This is a genomic window from Caballeronia sp. NCF2, assembly GCF_023631205.1.
In the GTDB taxonomy this organism is placed as follows: Bacteria; Pseudomonadota; Gammaproteobacteria; order Burkholderiales; family Burkholderiaceae; genus Caballeronia; species Caballeronia zhejiangensis.
The window spans coordinates 19,663-46,106 of record NZ_JALQDN010000095.1 but is presented as its reverse complement, the minus strand read 5'-3'; the positions used below and the strand labels follow the sequence as shown (position 1 = coordinate 46,106).

Sequence of the window (26,444 nt, the reverse complement as noted above, 5' to 3'; positions counted from 1 at the left end):
TGATGATCGTTGCGGCCGAGGAACTCGATGTTGCCATCGGCACGATAACGTGCGAGATCGCCTGTGCGGTACATGCGCTCGCCAGAAGTGAAGGGGTCGGCGACGAAGCGCTGCGCGGTGAGCGCCGCGCGCCGCAGATAGCCGCTCGCGAGACCCGTACCGCCGATATACAACTCACCCGTCACGCCGAGCGGCACAGGACGCAGGAATTCATCGAGAACATAGGCTCGCGTGTTGGCCAACGGTCTCCCGATGGGAATCGACATGCCGTATGCGATGTCATCGTGATAGGCATGCGTCAACACGCCCACGGTCGTCTCGGTCGGGCCATAGTGATTCAGAATGCGCATGCCGGGCTTCAGTGCCTGCACGCGGCGGATCCAGTCGGAGCGCGTCGCTTCCCCGCCTAGCACGAGCAATTGCGTCGGCAATGCAGGCGCGGTGTCGAGCGTAACGTCAACGAGCGCGCGCAAATGTCCGGGCACGATCTTGAGCACATCGATTCCGCGCTGACGCATGTACTGCCCGAACAGATAGCTATCAGTGGTGCGTTCGTTCGACAGCACATGCAGCTCGTGGCCAGCGACCAGCGCACCGAACAGAATCGTATTGCCCAGATCGGTCGCGATGGTCGAAGCGAGGGCCATCTTGCACGGCGCGAGCACGTTCATCCTCGCAAGCACGCCGCTCAGATAGTTCGATAGATTCCGATGACTCAGCACGACGCCCTTGGGGTTGCCGGTCGAGCCGGACGTGTAAATCACATACGCGGGGCTGTGCGACTGCAGGTCAATGGCGGGATCGATATCGGGACATGCATCGATACGGCACGCTTCTTCGTCGGGACAAACAATCGAGACGTTAAGCGCGACCCGTGAAAGACCGTCGAGCAACGATGTCTGAGTCACGAGCAGCGATACATCGGCGTCGTCGAGCATGTACGCGAGGCGCTCGGCGACCGAGGCGGGATCGAGCGGCACATATGCAGCGCCTGCCTTGAGTATCGCCATCAACGCGACGATCATGTCGATGCCGCGCTCCATGCACAATGCGACGCGATGTTCCGGTTCGACGCCAAGCGCGATGAGATGGTGCGCAAGCCGATTAGCGCGCGCATCGAGTTGCGCATACGTGAGGGATTCGTCTTCGAAAACGAGCGCGATCGCATCGGGCGAGCGTCGGACCTGTTGGGCAAAAAGTTGATGGATACTCAAGTGCTGGGGATACGCAGCAGCGGTGTCGTTCCATCGCCTGAGGGATGCATGCTCTTCGGGTAGCACGATGTCGAACGCGTGCAGAGGCGCATCGGGTTTTTCTAGCGCTTGTTCGAGCAGACGCGCGAAGCGTTCCCCGAGCCTTGCAATCGTGTGCTCGTCGAAAAGATCGGATGCGTAGCTCAGGCTACCGGTAAAGCGCCCTTGCGTGTGCGCGAGCTTCAACGTGAGATCGAACTTCGCGCCGGCTTCGGAAGGAGGCAGCAACTCGAGCGTGAGTCCGGGCAAGGCGAGCGGCTCCGCCGGGGCGTTCTGCAACACGAACATCGCCTGGAAGAGCGCCGTACGGCTAGTATCGCGAGCGGGCGCGAGTGCTTCGACGAGCTTCTCGAACGGCAAGTCCTGATGCGCGTACGCAGCGAGCGTCGTATCGCGAACTTGCCTGAGCAATGTACGCAACGAAGGCGAGCCGGAGAGATCCGCGCGCATGACGAGCGTATTGATGAACAGGCCGATGAGCGGCTCGACTTGCGCATGCGTGCGATTGGCGATCGGCGAGCCCACCGCGATATCCGTTTGCCCGGACAAACGCGCGAGGAGCGTCTGGAAGACGGCGAGCAGCAGCATGAAGGGCGTGGCGCCTTCGCGTTGCGCGAGCGCGATCAGCCGCTCGGAAAGCGCCGGGCTGAGGGCGAAGGGCAAGCTGGCACCGCGCCCGCTGATGTGCGAGGGCCGGGGGTGATCGGTCGGCAGATCGAGCGGCGCGAGGCCTTCGAGCCGATCGCGCCAGTACCGAGTCTGTCTTTCGAGCTCGGCGCCGGCGAGCCAATCGCGCTGCCACAAGGTGAAGTCGGCGTACTGCACATCGAGCGGCGGCAACGCAGCAGGCGCGTTCGACAACGCCGCCGTGTAGCACGCGCCGAGTTCACGCACGAGCACGCCCGTCGACCAGCCATCGTAGATGATGTGATGGATCGTGAACAGCAGGACATGCTCTCGCGCGGACAGGCGCAGCAATCTCGCTCGGAGCAGCGGACCCTGTTCAAGATCGAATGCGCGTGTTGCCTCATCTTGTGCGAGGCGGCGGACTTCGGTGGCCTGCGCATCGGCATCGAGCGTATCGAGCGCGATCAGCGGCACGGTGACCTGCGCTTGCATTGCGATGCGTTGAACCGGAACGCCGTCGTGTTGCGCGAAGCAAGTGCGCAGGACTTCATGCCGATCGATGAGCGCGTTCATCGCGGTCTGCAACGCCCGAGCATCGAGCGATCCGGTGAGACGCACGGCCACTGGAATGTGATACGCGGACTGACCCGGGTTGAGTTGCTCGAGGAACCATAAACGTTCCTGCGCGAAGGACAACGGCAGATGCGCGGGGCGCTCGCGCGTCTGCAAAGGCGGCAAGATGCTCGCGCGATCCGAAGGCGCATCGAGCGTCAGCGCTTCGGCAAGCAAAGCGACGCCAGGCGCATCGAACAGCGTCCGCAAGGGCAGCTCGATCGCAAGCGTCTGACGCAAACGCGAGACGAGTTGCGTAGCAAGCAGCGAATGGCCGCCGAGCGAGAAGAAGTTGTCGAAGACGCTCACGCGCTCGAGGCCGAGTACATCGGCGAAGCACTTCGCGAGCGTGTGTTCGAGCAAGGTGCGCGGCGCGACATACGCGGCAAGGTTTTGCCATTCAGGATCGGGCAAAGCGCGACGATCGAGCTTGCCGTTGGGTGTCAGCGGCAGCGCGTCGAGCAGCACGAAAGCCGACGGCACCATATAGTCGGGCAGACGAGAACGTGCATGTTCCCGAAGTGCCTCGATGTCGATATCGCCGGTTGCCGTAACATAAGCGACGAGTTGCTGATCCAGCGTTTTTTGATGCCGCATGCGGCCGATGACGACAGCCTCGCGCACCGACGGATGACTGGCGACGTGCGCTTCGATCTCGCCGAGCTCGATACGGAAGCCGCGTATCTTGACTTGATGATCGTTGCGTCCGAGGAACTCGATATTGCCATCGGCGCGATAACGCGCGATATCGCCGGTTCGATACATGCGCGCGCCCGCGATGAACGGATCATCGATAAAACGTTCGGCCGTGAGTTCGGGCCGGTTCAGATAACCACGCGACACACCCGCGCCGCCTATATACAACTCACCGATCGCGCCCGGCGGAACCCGCCGAAGGTGCGCATCGAGCAGATAGATGCGCGCGTTGGCAATCGGCTTGCCGATGACCGGCTGCACCTGGTCTGCCGTGATCTCGGTAAGCGCCGCATCGACGGTGCATTCAGTCGGACCGTAGACGTTGAACGCGCGAATCTGTTCAGCGTTCGCCAGTCGATTCCACGTCTGTTGTGTGATCGCTTCGCCGCCGATAAGCAAGGTCAGCTTCGACCGCCGGCGTTCGAGCAAGCCGCTGGCGAGCATGACATCGAGTCGAGTGGGCGTGCAGTCGAGCGCGTCGATATCGGCGTTGTTCAGATAGTCGATGAGCACCGCACTATCGGTGCGCACGTCCGCGGGAATCACGATCAGTCGATGACCTGCAAGCAGCGCCGTGAGGCTCTTCAATGAAGAGTCGAACGCGATGCTCGCGTTCAGACCGATGCCGGAGCGCGCGGCGCAACGTGCGAACACCGTCGATTGCAGCGCGTAATGCAGATTCACGACATGGCGATGTTCGACCATCACGCCCTTGAGCTTGCCGGTGGAGCCGGAGGTGTAGATGACGTAGGCGAGATGATGCGGTGCGACGTTCGTTTGCGGGTTCTCTTGTGGGAGCGCTTCATCGAGCGATGCATCGATATCGAGTACGTCGAGCGCGCCGGTGTCGCCCAATGCTTCCCGGCCCGCGGCATCGGCGAGCAGCAGACGCGGCGCGGCATCGGTGAGGATATGGTTCAGGCGCTCGCCCGGATAAGCCGGATCGAGCGGCACGTAAGCGCCGCCTGCCTTGAGTATCGCCATCAACGCGACGATCATGCCGATGCTGCGCTGCATGCACAGCGCGACGCGATCGTCCGGCCGGACGCCGAGCGCGATCATTCGATGCGCAAGCCGATTCGCGCGCGCATTGAGTTCGGCATACGTGAGCGATTCGCCTTCGAATACCAGCGCGGTCGCTTCAGGCGAGCGTCGAACCTGCTGCTCGAACAGACGATGGACGCATACATCTTCGGGATGCGCCTCGGCCGTGTCGTTCCATCGTTCGAGCAGCGCATGCTCGTCAGGCAGCACCAGTTCGAACGCGTGCAAGGGCGCATCCGGTTGATCGAGCGCCTGTTCGAGCAGACGCGTGAAGCGTTCGCCCAAGCGCACGATCGTCTGTTCATCGAACAGGTCGGTCGCATAAGCGAGCGTGCCTTGGAATCGATCTTGTGTATGCGTCAGATTCAGCGTGAGATCGAACTTCGCGCCGGCATCGGCGGGGCGCATCACTTCCAGCGTCAGGCCGGGCAGCGAGAGCGGCTCCATCGGCGCGTTCTGAAGGACGAACATGACCTGGAACAACGCCGTGCGGCTGGTGTCGCGAACCGGCGCGAGCGCTTCGACGAGCTTCTCGAACGGCAAGTCCTGATGCGCGTAAGCGGCGAGCGTGGTCTCACGCACTTGCGCGAGCAGTTCACGCAGCGACGGCGATCCCGAAAGATCGGCGCGCAAGACGAGCGTGTTGACGAACAGGCCGATGAGCGGTTCCGTCTGCGCATGCGTGCGGTTTGCGATCGGCGACCCTATGGCGATGTCGTTTTGACCGGACAGTCGCGCGAGCAGCGTCTGGAACACGGCGAGCAGCAGCATGAACGGCGTGACGCCCTCCCGATTCGCAAGCGCGTCGATCCGTTCGCATAACGCGGCACCTACCGCGAATGGCACACTCGCACCGCGTCCGCTCATTTGCGATGGACGTGGGCGATCGGCGGGCAGGTTCAGCGGTGCGAGTTCGGCGAGCTGATTGCGCCAGTATTGCGTCTGACGGTCGAGTTCTGCACCCGCCAGCCAATCGCGCTGCCACAAGGTGAAGTCGGCGTATTGCACGGCCAGCGGCGGCAGTGAAACAGGCTCATTGCGTAACGCAGCCGCATAGCCCGCACCGAGTTCACGCACGAGCACGCCCGTCGACCAGCCATCCGAGACGATATGATGCATCGTGAACAGCAGGACATGTTCGTCTTGTGCAACGCGCAGCAGGAGTGCGCGCAGCAACGGACCGCGCTGAAGATCGAATGCCCGCGTGGCTTCGTCCTGCGCGAGTCGACGCAGTTCGGCGGCTTGCGCACCAGATGCAAGCGCATCGAGCGCGATGACCGGCAGCGCGATGTGCAAGTGCGGCGCGATGCATTGCACGGCCTGTCCGTCGTATTGCGCGAACGTGGTTCGCAAGCTCTCGTGACGCTCCACGAGCGCGTTCAGCGCGGTCTCGAATGACGGCACATCGAGCGATCCGTTCAGACGCACCGCGACTGGAATGTTATACGCGGATTGTCCGGGATCCAGTTGTTCGAGGAACCACATACGTTCCTGCGCGAAGGAAAGCGGCAGATGAGCGGGTCGCTCGCGTGCTTGCAGAGGCGGCAAGGCGCTCGCGACGCGACGTGACTCATCGAGCGCAAGCACTTCGGCAAGCGCTGCAACGCTCGGCGCATCGAACAAGGCACGCAGCGGCAAGTCGATGGAGAGCGCTTGGCGCACGCGCGAAACGAGTTGCGTGGCCAGCAGCGAATGACCGCCCAGCGAGAAGAAGTTATCGAACACGGCGACACGTTGAAGGCCGAGCACACTGGCAAAGCATTGCGCGAGGGTTTCTTCCAGCGATGTGCGCGGCGCGACATATGTGGCCTGATCCTGCCACTGCGGATCGGGCAATGCGCGACGATCGAGCTTGCCGTTGGGCGTCAGCGGCAAGGCATCGAGCACCACGAACGCCGAGGGCACCATGTAATCGGGCAAGCCCGATGCAAGATGTTCGCGCAAGATGCCCGCGTCGATCTCGTCCGTACCGGTGACGTACGCGATGAGTTGCTGATCCTGCGTCGCTTCATGCCGCGTGCGCGCGATGACGACAGCCTCCCGCACCGACGGATGACTCGCGATCTGCGCCTCGATCTCGCCGAGTTCGATACGGAAACCGCGAATCTTGACTTGATGATCGTTGCGTCCGAGAAATTCGATGTTGCCATCGGCGCGATAGCGTGCGATGTCGCCGGTGCGATACATGCGCCCGCCCGGTACGAAGGGATCGTCGAGGAAGCGCTCGGCGGTGAGTTCGGGACGGTTCAGATAGCCGCGTCCGACACCCGCGCCGCCGACATAGAGTTCGCCCACGGCGCCGACAGGCATCAGGCGGCGCTCGGCATCCAGCAGATAGACGCGCGTGTTCGCGATGGGACCGCCGATCGGCACCGGGTTCGACTCTTCCGGCAGGCACCGATACGCGGTCGCCCAAACCGTCGCTTCCGTCGGACCGTATTCGTTGTAGAGGGCGACCGGTCGAGGCAGCGTGGAGCTTTGCTTCGCGAGTCCGGGCGGGCACGCTTCGCCCGCTACGATGATCTCGCGAAGCTTATGATCATCGCTCGACGACATACTGTCGAGAATGGCCTGACCGAGCGACGGCACGCACAACACACGCGTGATGTCGCGGTGCCGCACCAGTTCGATGATCGCGTCCGGGTCTCGCGCGGTATCGAGATCGACGAGCGCAAGACAGCCTCCGTTCGTGAGTGTGCCGAAGAGGCCTGCGACGGAGCTGTCGAACGCGAGCGACGACAGCAGCAGGAAGCGTTCGTTCGGTGCGCGCTCATAGAACCGGTGCCGCGCGAAGGTGGACGCGACGAGCGTTCCGTGCTCGATCGCCACGCCTTTGGGCTTGCCGGTCGAACCCGATGTATAGATCACATAAGCAAGGTTGCTCGGCCTGACGTTCGGGTGCGGATCATCCTGCGGATACGCGTCGTCGAGCGCTGCTTGCGGATCGATGACAGTGAGCGAACCCGTGTCGCCCAATGCTTCGCGACCGGCGGCATCGGCAATGAGCAGACGAGGCATCGCATCGGTGAGGATATGCGTCAGGCGTTCGCCCGGATAAGCGGGATCGAGCGGCACGTACGCGCCGCCTGCCTTCAGTATCGCCATCAACGCGACGATTCCTCCGATGCCGCGTTCCATGCAGAACGCGACGCGATCTTCCGCTTGCACGCCGAGCGCGATCAGCCGATGCGCAAGCTGGTTCGCGCGCGCATCGAGCTGCGTGTACGTGAGCGACTGGTCCGCGAAGATGAGCGCGAGGGCATCCGGCGTGCGCCGGACTTGCTCTTCGAAGAGTTGCTGAATGCAAACATCGTCGCGATAAGCCGTTGCCGTGTCATTCCATCGTTCGAGGAGCGCGTGCTCCTCGGGCAGCACGATGTCGAGCGCAAAGAGCGGCGCATCGGGCTGATCGAGCGCCTGTTCGAGCAAGCGCGCGAAGCGCTCGCCGAAGCGCGCGATGGTGCGTTCATCGAAGAGGTCGGTGGCGTAGTTCAGGCTGCCGGTCAGATGGTCTTGCGTATGAGTCAGGTCCAACGTGAGATCGAACTTGGCGCCGGCTTCGGCCGGTGGCAGCGGTTCCAGCGTGAGGCCGGGCAGCGCGAGTGGTTCGAGCGGCGCGTTTTGTAACACGAACATCACCTGAAACAACGCGGGGCGGCTAGTGTCCCGAACCGGCGCGAGTGCTTCGACGAGCTTTTCGAACGGCAAATCCTGATGCGCGTAAGCAGCGAGCGTCGTTTCGCGGACTTGCGTGAGCAACGTACGCAACGACGGCGATCCCGAAAGATCGGCGCGCAGCACGAGCGTATTGACGAAGAGGCCGATGAGTGGCTCGATCTGTGCATGCGTGCGATTGGCGATGGGCGAGCCGACGGCGACATCGTTCTGTCCGGAAAGGCGCGCAAGCAGCGTCTGGAACACGGCGAGTAGCAGCATGAAAGGCGTGACGCCTTCCCGCTGCGCGAACGCATACAGCCGTTCGCACAGCGCGGGGCCGAGCGCGAAAGGCAAGGTCGCGCCGCGTCCGCTGATCTGTGCGGGGCGCGGACGGTCGAGAGGCAAGTCCAGCGGCGCGAGATCGGCAAGACGACCGCGCCAGTATTGCGTCTGGCGTTCCAGTTCCGCATCGGCGAGCCAGGCACGCTGCCAAATCGTGAAGTCGGCGTACTGCACGGGCAAGGGCGGAAGCGCAACCGGCTCCTTGCGCACGGCAGCCGTATAGCATGCGCCGAGTTCGCGAACGAGCACGCCGATAGACCAGCCGTCCGAGACGATGTGATGCATCGTGAACAACAGGACATGTTCAGCGGATGACAACCGCAGCAATCGCGCGCGAAGCAGCGGTCCATGTTGAAGATCGAAGGCGCGCGAGGCTTCGATCTGCGCGAGACGGCGGACCTCGGCGCTTTGCTCATCGGCGACGCGTTCATCGAGTTCGATGATCGGCAGCGCGATCTTCAGGCTGGACGCTATGCATTGCATCGCTTGGCCGTCGTGCTCCACGAACGATGTGCGAAGGCTCTCGTGACGTGCCACGAGCGCGTTCAACGCGGTTTCGAATGCGTGAACATCGAGCGAGCCGAAAAGGCGCACGGCGACGGGTATGTTGTACGTCGATTGTCCCGGATCGAGTTGATCGAGGAACCACAAGCGTTCCTGCGCGAACGACAGCGGCACTTGCGCGGGACGCGGCAACGCTTGCAACGGCGGGCGCGCCCCGGCGCGATGAGCCGTGTCCTCCAACGCGTCGGCGAGCGCGGCGACGCTCGGCGCATCGAACAGCGTGCGCAAGGACAATTCGATCGACAGGGCTTCGCGCAGTCGCGAGACGAGTTGCGTGGCGAGCAGCGAGTGTCCGCCAAGCGCAAAGAAGTCATCGAAGATGCTCACGCGTTCGAGGCCGAGCACGCTGGCAAAGCACTCGGCAAGCGATGTCTCGAGCGATGTCCGCGGCGCGACATACACGGCGAGGTTCTGCCATTGCGGATCAGGCAGCGCACGTCGATCCAGCTTGCCGTTCGTCGTAAGCGGCAAGGCATCGAGCGTCACGAACGCGGACGGCACCATGTAATCCGGCAGACGCGAACCGAGATGCTCGCGAAGGTCGCTCGTGTCGATGTCGGAAACGCCGGTGATATAGGCGATGAGTTGCTGATCCTGCGTCGCTTCATCGCGTGCGCGCGCGATGACGACGGCTTCGCGCACCGCCGGATGACTGGCGATCTGCGCTTCGATCTCTCCCAACTCGATACGAAAGCCTCGAACTTTGACCTGATGATCGTTGCGCCCGAAAAACTCCAGACTGCCATCGGGACGATACCGTCCGAGATCGCCCGTGCGATAGAGCCGCGCGCCCGGAACGAAGGGATCGTCGATGAAACGCTCCGCGGTCAGCTCGGGCCGATTGAGATAGCCGCGCGCCACGCCCGCGCCGCCGACATACAACTCGCCGACCGCACCGACAGGCGCGAGCCGCTGTTGCGCATCGAGCAGATAGATCGTGAGGTCAGGAATGCGCACGCCGATCGGGCTGTGGCTGTCCGCGCAGTCTTCGCGATCGAGCGGTCGATAAGTCACATGCACGGTCGTCTCGGTGATGCCGTACATGTTGACGAGGCGCGGATGCCGATCCGAATGACGCGCGTACCACGGCTCCAGCATCGAAGGATTCAACGCCTCGCCGCCGAATATCACATAGCGCAACGCGGTGGGCGCATCGTTCGTCTCCTGCGCCTGAATCAATGCGCGAAACGCGCTCGGTGTCTGATTCAGTACGGTCACGCGTTCCCGCTGAAGCAGTCGAAGAAAGTCGGGCGCGAAGCGCGCAAGCTGTTGCGGCACGATCACGAGCTTGCCGCCATAACGCAGCGCGCCCCACATTTCCCAGACCGAGAAGTCGAAGGCGAACGAGTGGAACAGGCACCATACGTCGCGTTCATCGAAATTGAACCAGTCGTGCGTCGCATCGAAGAGGCGAACGATCTGCGCGTGCTCGATCATCACACCCTTGGGCTTGCCGGTAGAACCGGACGTGTAGATCACGTATGCGAGATGCGACGGAGCGACGGCCGTGACCGGATCGTCTTGCGAGATGTCGTCGTCGAGCAATGCATCGGGATCGATCACGGTAAGCTCGCCCGTATCGCCGAGCGCCGCGCGGCCGGGGGCGTCGGCGAGCAACAGGCGCGGCGTCGAGTCGCTGAGAATGTGGCTCAGGCGCTCGCCCGAATAAGCGGGATCGAGCGGCACATAAGCGCCACCGGACTTGAGGATCGCGAGCAACGCGACCATCATGCCGATGCCACGCTCCACGCATAACGCGACGCGATCTTCCGGTCCCACGCCCAGCGCGATCAGACGATGCGCGAGCCGGTTCGCTCGCGCATTGAATTGCGCATAGGTCATGGATTGATCTTGGAAGACGAGCGCGACCGCGTCGGGCACGCGCCTGACCTGTTGCTCGAAAAGCTGGTGAATGCACATGTCCGATGGATACGAAGCCGTGTCGTTCCATGTCTTCACCAGCAACTCATACGTGTCGGGCGGCACGACGTCGAGCTGATTCACCGGCGTTTGCGGCGCTTCTTCGAGTGCGTGCGCAAGGCTCGACAAAGCCTGCGCCATATATCCACAGAGCTGTGCGGGCGACAGCGGCGCAACGGTCTGCGCGATGAGACCGAGACTATCGCCGTTGTCATCTACGCACAACGTCAGCGGATAATTGGTGCGCTCTTCGGCGCCGAGCAGTTCGATGCCGTCGAAGGGGGTGTGCCGGTCGTCGGATGCGCGATTATGACGATAGTTGAGCAGCGCATTGAAGAGCGGCGCGGGCGCGGCGACGCCGCTGCATCGTTGAGCGAGCGCGAGCGGGGCATGCTGATGCTGCAGCAGCGCGGCGAGACGGTCATGCGCAATACGCGCGCTGTCAGCGACGGAAGCGTCGTCGATGTCGAAGCGAACCGGCAAGGTGTTGATTACGAGCCCGAGCGCCTGGTCGACGCCCGCCTGCATGCGTCCGAGCAACACGGTGCCGAATACCACGCACCCATCGGAATCCAGTGCGCTGCCCGCGTTCAACACGCGCGCCCACGCGAGATGACAGAGACTCGCGAGACCGACGCCGATATGCCGGGCCTGCGCGCGCAGACGCGCATCGAGTTCGGCGGGCAGCGTGATCTGCGCTTCGGCGACGGCCGAGCCGTCGTGATGCACATCGGTCAAGCCGAACGGCAACGTGGGCTCGCTGACATCGGCGAGCATGTCGCGGAAAAAGGCTTCCTGCGCGTCATGGTTCGCCCCGAGCCGGGCCTGCGCGACAAGGTCGCGGAATGGTTGCGCCGCGCCCAACGCGTGCGCGCGGCCATCGAGAATCGCGCCGATTTCCGCATGCATGACCTCGAGCGTCGCATGATCGCCGATCAGATGATGCCAGTTCAATTGCATCAGCCAGCGATCCCCGCTCGCGTCGCGTGCGATTGCAATCTGCATCAGGGGCGCGCGAGCGAGATCGAGGCGCTGCGTGCGCGCATCGAAATGATGCGTCAGATCGTCGACTTCGACGATCGTCACGGGCGCATGACGCAGGACGACTTGCGCCGCCGTCGTCACGCCTTCGTGAACGAACGCAGTGCGCAGAATGTCATGCCGCGCGACGACCTGTTGCAACGCATCGACCCATGCATCGAGACGGGCGCGGCTGTCGAACGCGAGGCGCGCGGTTTGCAGATACGGATCGCCTTCCGTCGTGAGCATGTGATGAAACAGGATGCCTTCCTGAAGCGGCGCGAGTGCATAGATATCCTGAACGTTAGAGATTCCGCCAGGCATTTGATCGACGATGCGATCGATATCCGTCTGCGTCAGCGAGATGAGCGGCAGCATGTCCGGCGTGATGGCGCTGTTCGCGGGCGTGATGACATTGGGCGGCACGACAATGTCGGACTTCGGCGCGGCGTAATCGATGGCATCGGCGAATGCGCTGAGCACGGGCGTCGCGAAGAGATCTCGCACGCTCGCTTGCAGCCCGATGCGCCGCAAGCGCTCGATCAACGTCACCGCGAGCAGCGAGTGGCCGCCGAGCGCGAAAAAATTGTCATGCCGACCGACACGTTCGATTCCCAGCAGTTCAGCCCACAGTCCGGCAAGCGCGCTTTCGGTGCGACCTTGCGGTGCTTCGAAGGGACGCAGCGCGAAGGCGTCGGCTTGCGGATCGGGCAACGCGCGGCGATCGAGCTTGCCGCTCGGCGTAAGCGGCAGCGCATCGAGCGCAACGAACGCGGCGGGCGTCATATAGTCGGGAAGACGCGTCCTCAGATGTTCGCGCAAGTCGCTGGCATCGATGCCGAATTCATCGCGTGCGGTGACATAGGCGATGAGTTGCTGATCCTGCGAGCCGGGCGTGCGCGAACGCGCAATCACCACCGCATCGCGCACGGCCGGATGACTCGCGATCTGCGTCTCGATCTCGCCGGGCTCGATGCGGAAGCCGCGAATCTTGATTTGCAGATCATTGCGTCCGAGGAATTCGATATTGCCGTCGAGATGAAAGCGGGCGAGATCGCCGGTGCGGTACATGCGTGCGCCTGGCACGAACGGATCGTCGAGAAAGCGCTCGGCCGTGAGCTCGGGACGATTCAGATAGCCGCGCGCGACACCCGCGCCGCCGATATACAGCTCGCCCACCGCGCCAGGCGGCACCGTGCGACGCCGTGCGTCGAGCACATACGTGCGCGTGTTGGCGAGCGGCTTGCCGATAACCGGTCGCGCCTGTTCATGCGTGATCTCCGCGAAAGTCGCATCTACCGTGCATTCGGTCGGACCATAGACGTTGAACGCACGTATGCCTTGTGCGCGCGCAAGACGGCTCCACGTCTGCGGCGTGAGCGGTTCACCGCCGACGAGCACGGTCAGTGGCGCTTGCCGTCGTTCGAGCAGACCGGCCGAGAACAGCGATTCGAGTTGCGTCGGCGTGCAGTCGAAAACGTCGATACCGGATGTGTCGAGAAAATCGACGAGCGCCATCGCGTCGGTGCGCACATCGGCGGGAACGATGACGAGCCGATGCCCGGACAGCAACGCGGTCAGATTCTGCACGGACGCATCGAAGGCGATGCTTGCGTTCAGCGTCACGCCCGCATGCGGCGCGCAATGCGCGAACACGGTCGATTGCAACGCATGATGCAGGTTCATCACGTGCCGGTGCTCGACCATCACGCCCTTGGGCTTGCCGGTGGACCCCGACGTGTAGATGACATACGCGAGATGATGCGAGGCGAGGGCGGGCACATGCGGATCGTCGTTCGGCAGGGCATCGTCGAGCGATGCATTCGGATCGAGCACCGTAAGCGCGCCGATATCACCGAGCGCGTGACGGCCCGCTGCATCGGCGACGAGCAACCGAGGCGAGGCATCGCCGAGTATGTAACTCAGACGTTCGCCCGGGTAAGCTGGATCGAGCGGGATGTAAGCGCCGCCCGACTTGAGTATGCCGAACAACGCGACGATCGCGCCGATGCCGCGCTCCATACACAAGGCGACGCGACCTTCGGGACGCACGCCGAGCGCGATGAGCCGATGCGCGAGCCGGTTCGCGCGCGCATTGAGCTGCGCAAACGTGAGCGATGCGCCATCGCAGACGAGTGCGACGGCGTCGGGCGTGAGCGGTGCCTGCTGCTCGAGAAGCCGATGAATGCACTCATGCTCCGGATACGGCGCGGTCGTGTCGTTCCAGCGTTCGAGGAGCGCCTGCCTTTCAGGTAACACGAGCTGAAGCGTATGCAGCGGCGCATCGGGCCGATCGAGCACTTGTTCGAGGAGACGTGTGAAGCGGCGCGCGTGCGCCTCGACGGACTCGGGCGTATAGAGCAACGGATTGCCATCGAACATCAATTCGATGCCAAGTTCATCGCCCTGGTCATGCACGATCAGCGCGAGATCATCGGGCGTGCCATAGAACGAGCGATTCGAGCCGATGATGCAGCCCGCGAAGTTCAGCGCACGGCTGTACTCCGGCATGATGTTCACCGTCGGACCGAAGAGCGGCCTGTCGGCTTCGATGCGGCCGACATCGCGCCGGATATCTTTCACGCGATAGCGCTGATGACGCAGTACGCGGCGGCTTTGCCGTGTTACGGCATCGAGAAGATCGACGATGGTCGTGCGTTCGTCGACGATCGCTCGTAACGGCAGCGCATTCGACAACATGCCCGGCACGCTTCTCGCCAGACGTCCGACGCGTGCGGTGACGGGCAACCCGAGCACCACTTCGGGCTGGCCGCTCAGACGTGCGACATAGGCGGCCATTACCGCCGTCATGATTTGCGGCCAGGTCGTGCCGTTGCGTTCGGCCATATCGCGCATGCGCGCGGTCGTGTCGGGCGACAGACGGATCCGCGCGCTCGCCTGCGAATAGGCTTCTGCGGGCATCGGCTCGGGCGCCATGCATGCCGAGAGGATCACAGGCTCGGGGCAACCCGCCATGTATTCGTGCCAGAACTGCCGATCGTTTTCGAAGGCGCTGGACGCGCGATACTCGGCGTCGTTATCGAGGAGATCGGCAAGACGCGCCCAGCCGGACGGTGCGGGATCGTCTCCTTGGATCAGTGCCGAGTAAATGGCTGCGAGCCGCTGCGTGAACAGCAAAAACGAAAAGCCATCGAACGCTACATGGTGAATCCGCTGAAAGAAGAAGAAGCGCGTGGGGCTCGCCTGAAAGAGCTGCCCATCGAATAGCGGCCAATGGCCGAGGTCGAAGGCGGTGGCGAGCGCGATCTGCACAGCGCGATCGATCGCTTCCAGCGGATCGGGTGCATCGCTTACATCGACCACGCGCAGTGTGAAGTGCAACGGCTCATCGGGAACGGTCTGACGCGGCAAGCCGTCGGTGACGAAGAGGCGCACGCGCATGCCTTCGGCTTCGTCGATGGTTTGCCGCAGCGCTGCCTGAAGCGCATCGACATCGAGCGGTCCGATGATCTCCGTGAGTTGAGCAAGATTGAAGCGCGGATCGCGCAAATCGAGTTGCTGTCGAAAGAAGATGCCCGATTGAGCGGGCGTGATGGGAAAACCGTGCATGGCGTCGATCCGTAGTGGAGAGCACGCGCGTGCTCTGAAAGCGATAGTCGAGAACGTCGTCATCGGAACGCGTGGAAGAAGCGCACGCGCGTTCGCGCGTGGTTGCATCTGGCACAGGTCCTTGCGTGTTCGTCAGACTGATGCGGCGGCGTAAAGCGACGCAAACGCGCCTCGATTGGCCGCGGGTAGGAATGTGAAACTCAGGGAGTCACGAGCCTCGAAAGCGAACCGAGGGCGACGAATGCTCTCATCCGGAACGCGAGCATGGCGCTGTGCTGCGCGCGGATGACGTCTTTCACCGCGGGATCGCTCAGTGAACCGAGGCGATTGAGCGGCGTTCTGAAACAATGAGCGAGTGTGATGCCGAAATCGTTATCGGCGGGATCGACGCCATGCCACCAGAACGGTGGGATATAGAGAACGTCGCCGGGCGCAAGCGTGGTTTCGAACTTCGTCAGTGCACCATCCGCGGGAAAGAAGCGCGCGCCATCATTCATGTGATGAAGATTGGACTTGATCGGCACGGCATACGCTTGCCAGTTTTCACTGGACAGCCTGAACATGGAAATGCGCTTGGTGCCGATGATCTGCGTGGTTAGCGTCTCGTCGGTCGTGTGGTAGTGCCATTCGGTCGAAGCATTCCGATAGATGAAGAGCCGGTCTTGTGCATATGCGCGCGGCGGTCGATCGTGCTCTCTTTCGAGAAACTCATAATGGCCGAGATCGGGTTTCCATTCCGACGGAATAGGGAGCGCGCGGATCGCATGCGTCTCGTCCCGCCCTGCGTCGCGCAGACGCGCAATGGCCTGATTGAGTTTCAGCTTCGGGAGATTTGCATACCAGAGACCGGTGGGCGAGGCGTTGAACGCATCCGAGATGCCGACTTCGCTATCCGTCAATGCTTCGAGATAGCCGGGTGCGTTCCATTTCCGGAGAGCAGGCCAGTTGCGCACCGCTCCTCTGATGACAACAGGTTTCTGAGCGCAGACATGGTCGCTCCAGAATTGTCCGTGTCTGAGCGTTTCATTATCGATGGACGGAAGCTGAACGCTGCGTCCCGGAACGAGGTCGATCACTTTCACAATGCGCTTGGCCATTTCCCACTCCCAGATCGAGAATCATCAGGACCGTGCAGTCCAGTTCTGTTCGATGTAGTCCAGGCATTGCCTGCGTGAACAATCTGGATACTCCACCGTCCAGCCGTCCGGAACCTCGAGATGAGCGGGCCAAAGCGAGCGCTGCTGCGATTCGTTGATCAGCACACGGAATGTGCCCTGATCGTCGTCGAATGGATTGTCCACGCTGTTGCTCCCTTCGTTCGTGCTTCGGATTGCAACGAAATATAAGCGCCGGGAGTTAGCATTGAATGAGGTGTCGCGAGAGCCATAGCGTGCGTCGAGCGTGGCGCGCACTCGATACGACGAGCACCTTGTAAAAGACGTGAGGAATGCATCGCTATTTAATATCGGCTTCGGATTGGTAGCAAGGGAAATTGCGGGGGCCTTACCGAGTTCGATATGTCTCGCGTGACGAGTGCTTTGCGCGATGCCCACATCGCGCTCGGCGCAAGGCACGTCGAGTTGCTTGTGACGCGTGCGCTGCCCTTGGGGGACGAGGTACGCAGCTATGGAAGCGCTTCCCGATGGCCTCGATCGCAATAAAAGAAGCGTATCAAGGATTGGTTTTCTAATCCAAAGCGCCCGGCATTTGCATGCAGACCGGCACAGACTCGGTCTTAACTCGAAAGAGCGTGCGCTGTGCACCTCGCCCGAGTTTGTGAGTGCTTCAAACATGGACTGCGGTCCCGGTGAGCCGCGCACGCGCGTATCCCGGCGCATACGATAACTTTCCGCGATGCCGTGCGCTGTCGCCAGGCGCTGCGGTTCCGTCGCGCGGGCTCGACTGCACCCGCCGACGCCATCGAACGCGTGGCGCGTCATGCGAACTTCCATCTACATCGGGCTGGGCCCTGGCACGAAGCCGTCGTCGATGACAACCGCGTGCGCGCGCGTGCGGAAGACGGCACGTTCGAATTCGATTTCGTGATCGCGGGCACGGGCTACACGGTCGATCTGCATGCGCGGCCCGAACTCGCCGGCATCGCCCATCATGGGCTGCTTTGGCGCGACCGCTACACGCCCGCATCCGGCGAACGCGACGATGCGCTCGAATATGTGGAGAAGCGGCCCGGCGAGGCATCGTTCCTGAAGAATATCCACGTCGTCAATGCCGCGGGATTGGTGAGCCGGGGCGAAGCCGCTGCGCCGCGCTGTTACCGGTAACGCGCGCAATTGCACGAATCGCGAAACTGTCGTTATACTGGCTCCGCGATCGAGTGGCCTGACCACCGCGATTGGCCTGACCGCAGGACGAATCAAGCAGACTGACTGGAAGCGTCGCATCGGCACCGCGCCCGATGCGCCCGGAAGGGGCGTGCTGTAGATGAAGTCGCGCAGCGCCTCTCCACAAGAAAAATGAAAGGAGACAACCCGATGTTCCGTGAAGGAGTGCAGGCAAGAGCCGCGCTCGCGCTCGCCGTCTGCATGCTCGCAGGCGCCGCGCACGCGCAGGTCGCAACGGGCGACACCACACAGAAAAAAATCGCCCTGTCGAATAGCTTCGCGGGCAACGCGTGGCGGCAGTCGATGCTCAAGAGCTGGAACGCCGTCGCCCAGCAAGCGGTGGCGGACAAGAAGATCGCGGCCGCGCCCGCTTTCACGACCGCCGAGAATCAGGTGACGGAGCAGGCGCAGCAGGTTCAGAACCTGATCCTGCAAGGCTATAACGCGATCGTCATCGACGCCGTTTCGCCGACCGCGCTCAACGGCACCATCAAGAAGGCATGCGCTGCGGGCGTCGTCGTCGTCTCGTTCGACGGCGTCGTCGACGAGCCGTGCGCGTATCGCGTCAATTTCGACTTCAAGGGCTGGGCGGAGCAGGGCGTCGACTATCTGGCGACGAAGCTCAATGGCCACGGCAACATACTGGAAGTGCGCGGCGTGGCCGGCATCTCCGTCGACAACCTCATGCACGAAGGCGTGCTCGAAGGGCTCAAGAAGCATCCGGGGCTCAAGCTCGTCGGTTCGGTGAACGGCGACTGGACGCAATCGGTCGCGCAGAAGGCTGTGGCCGGCATTCTCCCGACGCTACCGCAAGTCGATGGCGTGGCGACCGAAGGCGAGATGTCGTTCGGCATCGCGCAGGCGTTCAAGGCCGCCAATCGTCCCGCGCCGCCGATGGTCATCGGCAGCACCTATCCCGAACTGCAATGGTGGAGCGAGCAGGCGAAGACCGGTTATCAGTCGCGCTCGCTGTCGAATCCGCCGGGCGCGGTCTCGTTCGCGTTCTGGGTGGCGCAGCAAGTGCTCGCGGGCAAGAAGATTCCGAAGGAAGTCACCATTAACGTGCCGCTGCTCGCCATCTCGCAGCAGGAGTTGCCGGCGAGGCTCGCCGCGACGCCGCCGGGTGGAATCGCCGACGTCACTTATACGCTGCCGCAGACCGTGGCCTTGCTCGACAAGAAATAAGGATTCGATGACGCCACGCATGGAGGCATGTGAATGGGCGCAACTATCAATACAGAGGACGAGCACACGCTGATTCGCTTCGAAGGCGTCGGCAAGACCTTCGGCCGGGTGCGCGCGCTCGCGGACATCGACTTCGCGTTCACGCGCGGCGAATGCGTCGGCATCGCGGGACACAACGGCGCGGGCAAATCGACGCTCATGGCCGTGCTCGCGGGCGTGTATGCGCCGACGCAGGGCCGTATCGAAGTGGACGGCCAAAGCGCGCCGCACTACGACGCCAACGCCGCGCGCAAGGCCGGCGTGCGCTGCGTCTTTCAGGAACTCTCGCTGTGCGCGAACCTGACGGTCGCGGAAAACATGACGATCGTGCATCCGCAATTGCGCGGGCGCGGCTGGCGGCGCACGGCAACGGCGCTCATGCGCGACAAGCTCGAAGAGATTTTTCCGGGCAACGGACTGAAGGGCAACGAACTCGTGTCCGATCTGACGCTCACCCAACAGCAGATGGTCGAGATCGCGCGCGGGTTCACGGTGACGGACGCGCCCGTGCGTCTCGTGATCCTCGACGAGCCGACCTCGTCGCTCGATGCCCATACCGCCGACCAACTGCTTGCCTTCGTCCGGCGCGCGGCAGAGAGCGGCATCACCTGTCTGCTGATTACGCACATGCTCGGCGAGATAGAGCGCGTCGCGAATCGTGTGATGGTGATGCGCGACGGCGGCATCGTCGGCGTGCTGCCGGGCAACGAGGCGAACCGTGCGTCGATCATTCAGGCGATGGGCCAGCATCTGGAAGCGGAGAAAACGCCGGCCGCCGCACGCATACGCAACGCACAAAGCGATGACAAACCGTTCCGCTGGAACGTCGGCGGAAGGAAACATACGCTGATCGAGGCATCGCGCGGAGAAATCGTCGGCTTCGCCGGACTCGCGGGCCAAGGTCAGACCGAAGCGCTGCTCGCCATCTACGAGGCAGCGACGAGCCACGGCGCGGGCCGCATGAAAGCCGCATTCGTTGCCGGCGATCGCGGGCGCGACGGCGTGTTCCCGGTGTGGTCCATCGCGCAGAATCTCGATTTGCGGTGGCTTCTCGGCGGCGCGAAGCGCAAGCGCGGACTCGTCGATCGCGCGGCGGCGCGCGCGCTCGTGGAAGCGTGGCGCACGAAGATCGGCATACGCGGCGCGCCGATGGGCGCGGGCATCCTGTCGCTCTCGGGCGGCAACCAGCAGAAGGTGCTGTTTGCGCGCGCGCTGTCGTCGGACGCGCAGCTCATTCTGATGGACGATCCGACGCGCGGCGTCGATGTAGGCACCAAGCGCGACATCTACCGGCTCGTTCACGACGAAGCCGCGAAAGGCCGCACGTTCATCTGGTACACGACAGAAAACGAAGAGCTGTCGCATTGCGACCGCACGTATGTCTTTCGCTCGTCGGCGGTCACGCGCGTCTTGCATGCTGACGAATGCACGGAAGAAGCGCTGCTCGCTGCGAGCTTCGAGGAGCAGGCCGCATGACCCCCGCGCGCATCACGTTCCGGGACACGCAAGCGCGTCTGCGCGCGCTGCTTCCCGCCATCTCGCTCGTCGCGGTGCTCGTGCCGATTCTCGTCATGCAGCCCGCCGTGATGAGCTATTTCGGGTCGAGCCTGCTGCTCAATCTGGCCGTGCCGATCGTGCTCGCCACGCTTGCGCAACTCGCGATCATCACCGTCAACGATCTCGACTTGTCCATCGGTCCATTCGTGAGTCTCGTCGCGTGCATCGGCGCGACGCTGCTCGTCAAGGAGCCGTGGCTCGGCGCGCTCGCGCTCGTCGCCTGTGTGCTCGCGTATGCAGCCGTCGGCGCGCTGATCGAACTGCGACAGATTCCGTCGATCGTCGTGACGCTCGGGCTGTCGTTCGTGTGGAGCGGGCTCGCGATCGTGCTGCTGCCTTCGCCGGGCGGCGCGAGCCCCGGCTGGCTCGGCACGGCGATGAGCTATCAGACGCCGTTCATCGCGGCGCCGATCGTGTGGTCGGTGCTCATTGCCATCGCAGGGCACATTCTGCTGATGCGCACCTCGGCCGGCGTGCGCATACGCGGCGCGGGCGGCAATCCGCGCGCGATGCGGCGCTTCGGCTGGTCGCTCGTGCGCAGCAAGGCGACGCTTTACGGCATCGCGGGCGTGTTCGGCGTGCTGTCGGGTCTTTCGCTGCTCGGGCTCACGACCTCCGCCGACGCGAACCTTGCGCTGCGCTACACGCTGCTCTCGATTGCGGCGGTCATTCTCGGCGGTGGCGAATTCGTCGGCGGGCGCATATCGGTCATCGGCGCGGTGCTCGGTGCCATCACGCTCACGCTCGCGGCGTCGTTCCTCGCCTTTCTCAACATCTCGGCGGATTGGCAAGTCGGCATGCAGGGCGCGATCCTGATCGTCGTGCTGTCCTTGCGCGTGCTGCTGCAACGCGGGGAACGGCAATGAAATCGCAGACTTCCGGTGAAGCGCTCGCCAACAACGATACCGCGTGGGAACGGCTGAAGGGCGTTCAAGCGCCCTGGGCGTGGTCTTTCGTCGGCACGGTGCTCGTGTGGTTCGGTATCGTCGGCATCTTCGGCTTCGGCATCGCGAGCAATGTCGCGCAGACGGCCCTCACCTACGGCGTGTTCATGGTGCTGGTCGGTCTCGGGCAGATGCTCGTCATCACGTCGGGTGTCGGCAACATCGACCTCTCGGTGCCGTCGACGATCGCGCTCGCGGGCGTCGTCGGCATGCACGCGATGGGCGGCTCCAACGGCCAGATTGCGCTCGGCGTCGCGGCGGCGCTCGGCGTGGGCGTCGCGGTCGGGATCGCGAACTACATGCTGATCCGGCTGCTGCGCATTCCGCCGATCATCGCGACGCTGTCGTCGAGCTTCATCATCCAGTCGATCGCCATTACGCAAGGGCGCCAGCTTCCGCCGCCGCCGCCCGCGCTGGGCGCATTCGCCACGAGCCGGCTCTTCAACGTGCCGTATATCGCGCTGGTTGCGCTCGCCTTGTCGGTCTCGCTCGCGGTGCTGCTTCATCGCGCCGTGTATGGCCGCAGGCTTTCGGCGATCGGACAGAACGCGCGCGCCGCGTGGCTCGCGGGCGTGAACGTGCATCGCACGCGCTGCCTTGCCTACGTGCTTTCGTCGATGATCGCGGCGCTCACGGCGCTGCTGCTCGCGGCGACATCAGGCGGCGCGTCGCTCGATATGGGCGTCGAGTACATGCTGATCTCGATCGCCGTGGTCGTGATCGGCGGCACGCTGGTCACGGGCGGCAAGGCGACGATCGTCGGCGTATGGGGCGCCTCGATGTTCCTGTTTCTCACTAACGCCGCGCTCAACGCGGTCGGCGCCGATGCCGGCGTGCGCTCCATCGTGTACGGCGTGCTCATCATCGCGGTGACGGTCGCCGCCGGCGGAAAACCGGCGCGCTGACACGCAATCCACAAAGGACGAGGAGACATGAAACCCAGCGATTTCGAAGTGCATGATCCGCGTTTCAGGCTGCTGCTGCAGCCGAACGCGTTCCTTTCCAAAGTGACGGACGAATGCCTCTGGGCGGAAGGACCGGTCTATTTTCCGGCCACGGACCTGTTCGTCTGGAGCGACATCCCGAACAACCGCATGCTGCGCTGGGCGCCGGGAATGGGCGTCGGCGTGTTTCGCGCGCCGTCGAACTACAGCAACGGCAACACGCGCGACCGCGAAGGGCGGCTCGTGAGTTGCGAGCATGGCGCGCGGCGCGTGACGCGCACGGAGCACGACGGCAGCGTGACCGTGCTTGCATCGCATTTCGAAGGCAAGCGGCTGAACTCGCCGAACGATGTCGTCGTTGATTCGAAGGGCGACATCTGGTTCACGGATCCCGACTACGGAATCTTGAGCGACTACGAAGGCTATCGCGCAGAGAGCGAGATCGGCCGATGCAACGTGTATCGCCTATCGCCCGACGGCGCGCGTGTGCATCTCGTCTGCGACGACTTCGCGAAGCCGAACGGCCTCGCGTTTTCTCCGGACGAATCGCAGATCTACATCGCGGATTCGGCCGCTTCCCACGACGAAGAAGCGCCGCGTCATATCCGCGTGTTCGATGTATCGGGCGATGGCGTATTGCGTAACGGACGCGTGTTCATCGAGATGCAGAGCGGCGTGCCGGACGGCATGCGGGTCGACGAGCACGGCAATGTCTGGACCAGCGCGGAGGACGGCGTGCACTGCTACGCACCCGACGGCACGCTGCTCGGCAAGATCCTCATTCCCGAGGTCGTCGCGAACCTCACGTTCGGCGGCATCCATCGAAATCGCCTGTTCATTACGGCGACGTCGTCGATCTATTCGCTGCATGTCGGCGTGCGTGGCGCGGGACGGTAAAAACATCAATAACAGGAGACGAGCATGAGAATCACAACACTGGCCGTGGCGCTGTGCCTGGTCGCGGCATCGGCGGGCGCGTCGGCGCAGGTCGCGACGGGCGATACGTCGTCGATGAAGATCGCGCTGTCGAACAACTACGCGGGCAATAGCTGGCGCCAGCAGATGCTCAAGAGCTGGGCCAACGTCGCCGATCCGGCCGTGAAGCAGAAGGTCGTCGCGGCGGCGCCCAGCTTCACGACAGCCGAAAGCCAGGCGACAGAGCAGGTTCAGCAGATTCAGAATCTCATCTTGCAAGGCTTCAAGGCCATCGCCGTCGATGCCGTTTCGCCCACGGCGCTCAACGGCGTCATCAAGCAGGCGTGCGGCGCGGGCGTGACGGTCGTATCGTTCGATGGCATCGCAACCGAGCCGTGCGCGTATCGCATTGCCGTGGATTTTCAGGGCATGGGCCGCATGCAGGTCGATTACCTGGCGAAGCGGCTGAACGGCAAGGGCAACTTGCTCGAAATTCGCGGACTCGCGGGCGTCTCCGTGGACGACGAGATTCATCAGGGAATCGTCGACGAACTCAAGAAGTATCCGGGGATGAAGATCGTCGGTTCGGTGCACGGGGACTGGACGCAGACCGTCGCGCAGAAGCAGGTCGCGGGCATCCTGCCGACTTTGCCGAAGATCGACGGCGTGCTCACGCAAGGGGGCGACGGCTTCGGCACCGCGCAGGCGCTCAAGGCCGCGGGGCGGCCGACGCCGATCATCATTCTCGGCAACCGGCAGGAAGAACTCGCCTGGTGGGCCGAACAGAAGAAGAGCGGTTACGAGACGATGTCGGTGACGATTCCGCCGGGCGCGTCCTCGTTCGCCTTCTGGGTGACGCAGCAGCTTCTCGCCGGCAAGAAGATGCCGCACGACATCCGTATGCCGGTTCTGGAAGTGAAGCCGGAGGAACTCGACGCGGTGCTGGCCAAAACGCCGGTTGGTGCATTGGCGAACAAGGAGTACACGCGCGACGAGGTCGTCGCCGTCGTGGATGGGAAGAAGTAGGCACGTATCATCGGAGATGGAAACACGACGAATGATTCTCTCAAGGGGCTAAAGGTTGCGATCTTGGTCGCGGGAAGGATTTGAGCAAGTGGAAATGGCGAGCCCCGCAAGGCGCTCGACGAAGCCGGCGCCAAGACGCGCAACGCCTCGCCCAAGAATGAGCACGTGCGCGCTTGGACATTCACGAACTGGGGAGACGAGTTCCCGGTCGACGTCGTTCTCGATACGTCGGCGCGCACCGTTCGCTCATCGACGACGCATGGAGCCCTTCGAAGCGTTCGACGGTCTCGTGAACTGCGCGGGCATTGCATCGCTCGAATCGCCGCTGGAACTCGACGCGGACGCATTCGACCGCGTGATGGCCGTCAATGCGCGGGGCGCCGCGATGGTCGCCCGCGCCGTCGCGCTCGAGATGATCGAGCGGGATATCGCTGCCTGTCGATGGCGGGTACACGGCGCGTTGAATGCGGTTGGCTCGTCGCCCGCCAGCCTGATCGCCTGCTCCGAGCGCTGATGAAGTTCGGCAAGCGTGCATTGGCCAGAGCGTCTCTGCTCGTGGTGTTCAGAAGGTATTGCCGAGACGTCCTGCGGCAAGGACGTCTCGCGCTCATTTCGCCCGCGAGGCGTTCGCAGTCAGCTTGACGATTGCGTCGAGCGCGCCATTCACCATGCCGCGTACCACCGGCTCCACTTTCCTCGCGACCTCGGGCAGATAGTGGAACGGTGCGTTTTCGCTCATATAGGTGGACTGGCACATCTCCAGTTGCACCGCATGCACGCCGTCCTGCGGCGCGCCGGCGTGCCGCGTGATAAAGCCGCCCTTGAAGCGGCCGTTCGCAATCCATGTGAACGGACTCGCCGCTGCGACGCGCTGTATAGCTTCCTGCACGGAGGGCGCGGCGGTACGGCCATCCTGCGTACCGATGTTGAAGTCCGGAAGCTTGCCTTCGAAAAGGCGCGGCAGAACGCTCGCGATCGAGTGCGCTTCCCACAGCAGCACATTGCGATGCTGGCTGCGCAGGCGCGTCAGCTCTTCCTGAAGGGCGTCGTGATACGGCTGCCAGTAAGTCGCCACCCGGCGATCGCGCTCGGCCGCGTCGGGCGCGCAGCCTTCGCGATACAGCGGCGCGCCGCGAAACGTTTCCGTCGGGCACAGGGACGTGGTGGTCTGCCCGGGATACAGGCTCTCGTCGTTCGATGGCCGGTTCAGGTCGATCACGTAGCGCGACACGCGCGCGCCGAGGATCGTCGCGCCGAGTGCGCGGGCGAAGCCGTAGAGGCGGTCGAGGTGCCAGTCAGTATCCGCGACCGTCAGCGCGATATCCGTGTACCGGTCGCGCAGGGCGTCGGGAATGTGCTTGCCGAGATGAGGAATGGAGATTATCAGCGGCGCATCGCCGACTTCGAGTGAGAAGAGATCGTTCATGGTGCCTGCAATGGAATTACGGTTGCGTTCAGGCGTCGGCGAGAAGCTGCGCCAGCGCCCGGCGATAGTCCGCGTAATGCCTGGCTTCGTCGCGATGACGGCGCTCGTGGATCACGCGCTCGCCGCCGACGAAGACATCGCGCACGGGCGTTTCGCCGTGTTCGCAAAAGACGGCGGACGAAAGCCACGTCGCGCTGGTCTGTTCGGCGAGAGCGGGATGGTCGGAATCGAGCACGATCCAGCCCGCCCGCCCGCCCTGTTCGAGGGCGCCGACGGTGCGGCCGGCCGCGCGCGCGCCGCCTGGACAAAAATACGATTCCCATTGCGCGGGAATGACGAATTGAGGGTTTGCACTATCGCTTACCTAAGGCTATGTTCAGGCGCGGCAGTATCGCAATGCGAAGGTCGCAGTCGGTACCTTGGGGGGGCAGCGCCAATGTCGCTTCGATCGGACGCCGCTAGGCGCTGTTAGCTCTCTCCTGAGTTTGGAACTGTCAGCTTGAGACACTCGCGGGGTTAGTCGACTGGTCGGACGAAGCAGCGATGGTCGTTCGAACACATTGCCTGGTTTGACGCGTCGTTCGATCAGGCTGCGGCCGACATGACATCGCGTTCAGTCATCTTTAGATTTCGGACCTGCAGTCGAATGACCGGTGTATTTCGTTACCCGACGCCAAAACCCTGTCCAGGTAACGGCGGTTCTGGGTCGGTTTGCGCCCGTCACCTCCTCAAACCCGTCGCTGGAAAGCAGTCAGTGGTTG

The 26,444-nt window shown here is 63.3% G+C and carries 11 protein-coding genes and 2 pseudogenes; 8 read left to right on the top strand and 5 right to left on the bottom strand.

The window, feature by feature from the left end:
• From NCS02_RS34630 to NCS02_RS36570, 3 genes are all read right to left on the bottom strand, one after another.
• A partial coding sequence (locus NCS02_RS34630) for a non-ribosomal peptide synthase/polyketide synthase (protein ID WP_250523644.1) occupies positions 1 to 15,305 on the bottom strand: 15,305 nt, incomplete at its 3' end.
• 200 nt (positions 15,306 to 15,505) lie between these two features.
• Positions 15,506 to 16,387 carry a cupin-like domain-containing protein gene (locus tag NCS02_RS34625; RefSeq protein ID WP_250523643.1) on the bottom strand — a complete coding sequence of 294 codons (882 nt, stop codon included), beginning with the start codon at positions 16,385 to 16,387 and terminating at the stop codon, positions 15,506 to 15,508.
• 39 nt (positions 16,388 to 16,426) lie between these two features.
• Positions 16,427 to 16,606, bottom strand: a complete 180-nt coding sequence (locus NCS02_RS36570) for an MbtH family protein (protein WP_175983208.1) — start codon at positions 16,604 to 16,606, stop codon at positions 16,427 to 16,429.
• Between the two features lie 558 nt (positions 16,607 to 17,164).
• Here NCS02_RS36570 and NCS02_RS34615 point away from each other — a divergent pair.
• The 8 genes and pseudogenes from NCS02_RS34615 to NCS02_RS34580 all read left to right on the top strand — a co-directional run.
• Positions 17,165 to 17,587: a hypothetical protein gene (locus NCS02_RS34615; protein WP_250520588.1), complete on the top strand. Its 423-nt coding sequence runs from the start codon at positions 17,165 to 17,167 to the stop codon at positions 17,585 to 17,587.
• A gap of 210 nt (positions 17,588 to 17,797) precedes the next feature.
• Complete coding sequence (locus NCS02_RS34610; RefSeq protein WP_008345492.1) at positions 17,798 to 18,832, top strand: substrate-binding domain-containing protein; 1,035 nt, start codon at positions 17,798 to 17,800, stop codon at positions 18,830 to 18,832.
• A 33-nt stretch (positions 18,833 to 18,865) separates the two neighbouring features.
• Complete coding sequence (locus NCS02_RS34605; RefSeq protein ID WP_250523642.1) at positions 18,866 to 20,347, top strand: sugar ABC transporter ATP-binding protein; 1,482 nt, start codon at positions 18,866 to 18,868, stop codon at positions 20,345 to 20,347.
• Positions 20,344 to 21,294, top strand: a complete 951-nt coding sequence (locus tag NCS02_RS34600) for an ABC transporter permease (RefSeq protein ID WP_250520586.1) — start codon at positions 20,344 to 20,346, stop codon at positions 21,292 to 21,294. Before NCS02_RS34605 ends, NCS02_RS34600 begins: the two co-directional genes overlap by 4 nt.
• A complete protein-coding gene (locus NCS02_RS34595) occupies positions 21,291 to 22,277 on the top strand; it encodes an ABC transporter permease (protein WP_175983205.1) in 987 nt (328 codons plus the stop codon). Before NCS02_RS34600 ends, NCS02_RS34595 begins: the two co-directional genes overlap by 4 nt.
• Positions 22,278 to 22,304: 27 nt before the next feature.
• On the top strand, positions 22,305 to 23,213 hold the full coding sequence (locus NCS02_RS34590; RefSeq protein WP_008345503.1) for an SMP-30/gluconolactonase/LRE family protein: 909 nt from the start codon (positions 22,305 to 22,307) through the stop codon (positions 23,211 to 23,213).
• A 24-nt stretch (positions 23,214 to 23,237) separates the two neighbouring features.
• Complete coding sequence (locus tag NCS02_RS34585) at positions 23,238 to 24,257, top strand: ABC transporter substrate-binding protein (RefSeq protein ID WP_250520585.1); 1,020 nt, start codon at positions 23,238 to 23,240, stop codon at positions 24,255 to 24,257.
• Between the two features lie 271 nt (positions 24,258 to 24,528).
• Positions 24,529 to 24,675: pseudogene (locus tag NCS02_RS34580) on the top strand (SDR family NAD(P)-dependent oxidoreductase); the annotation flags it as partial.
• Between the two features lie 189 nt (positions 24,676 to 24,864).
• Here the strand turns inward: NCS02_RS34580 and hutG are convergent.
• Positions 24,865 to 25,683: an N-formylglutamate deformylase gene (gene hutG, locus NCS02_RS34575; protein ID WP_250520584.1), complete on the bottom strand. Its 819-nt coding sequence runs from the start codon at positions 25,681 to 25,683 to the stop codon at positions 24,865 to 24,867.
• A gap of 28 nt (positions 25,684 to 25,711) precedes the next feature.
• Positions 25,712 to 25,984 (bottom strand): annotated as a pseudogene (locus NCS02_RS34570) (formimidoylglutamate deiminase); the annotation flags it as partial.
• Between the last annotated feature and the right edge of the window lie 460 nt (positions 25,985 to 26,444).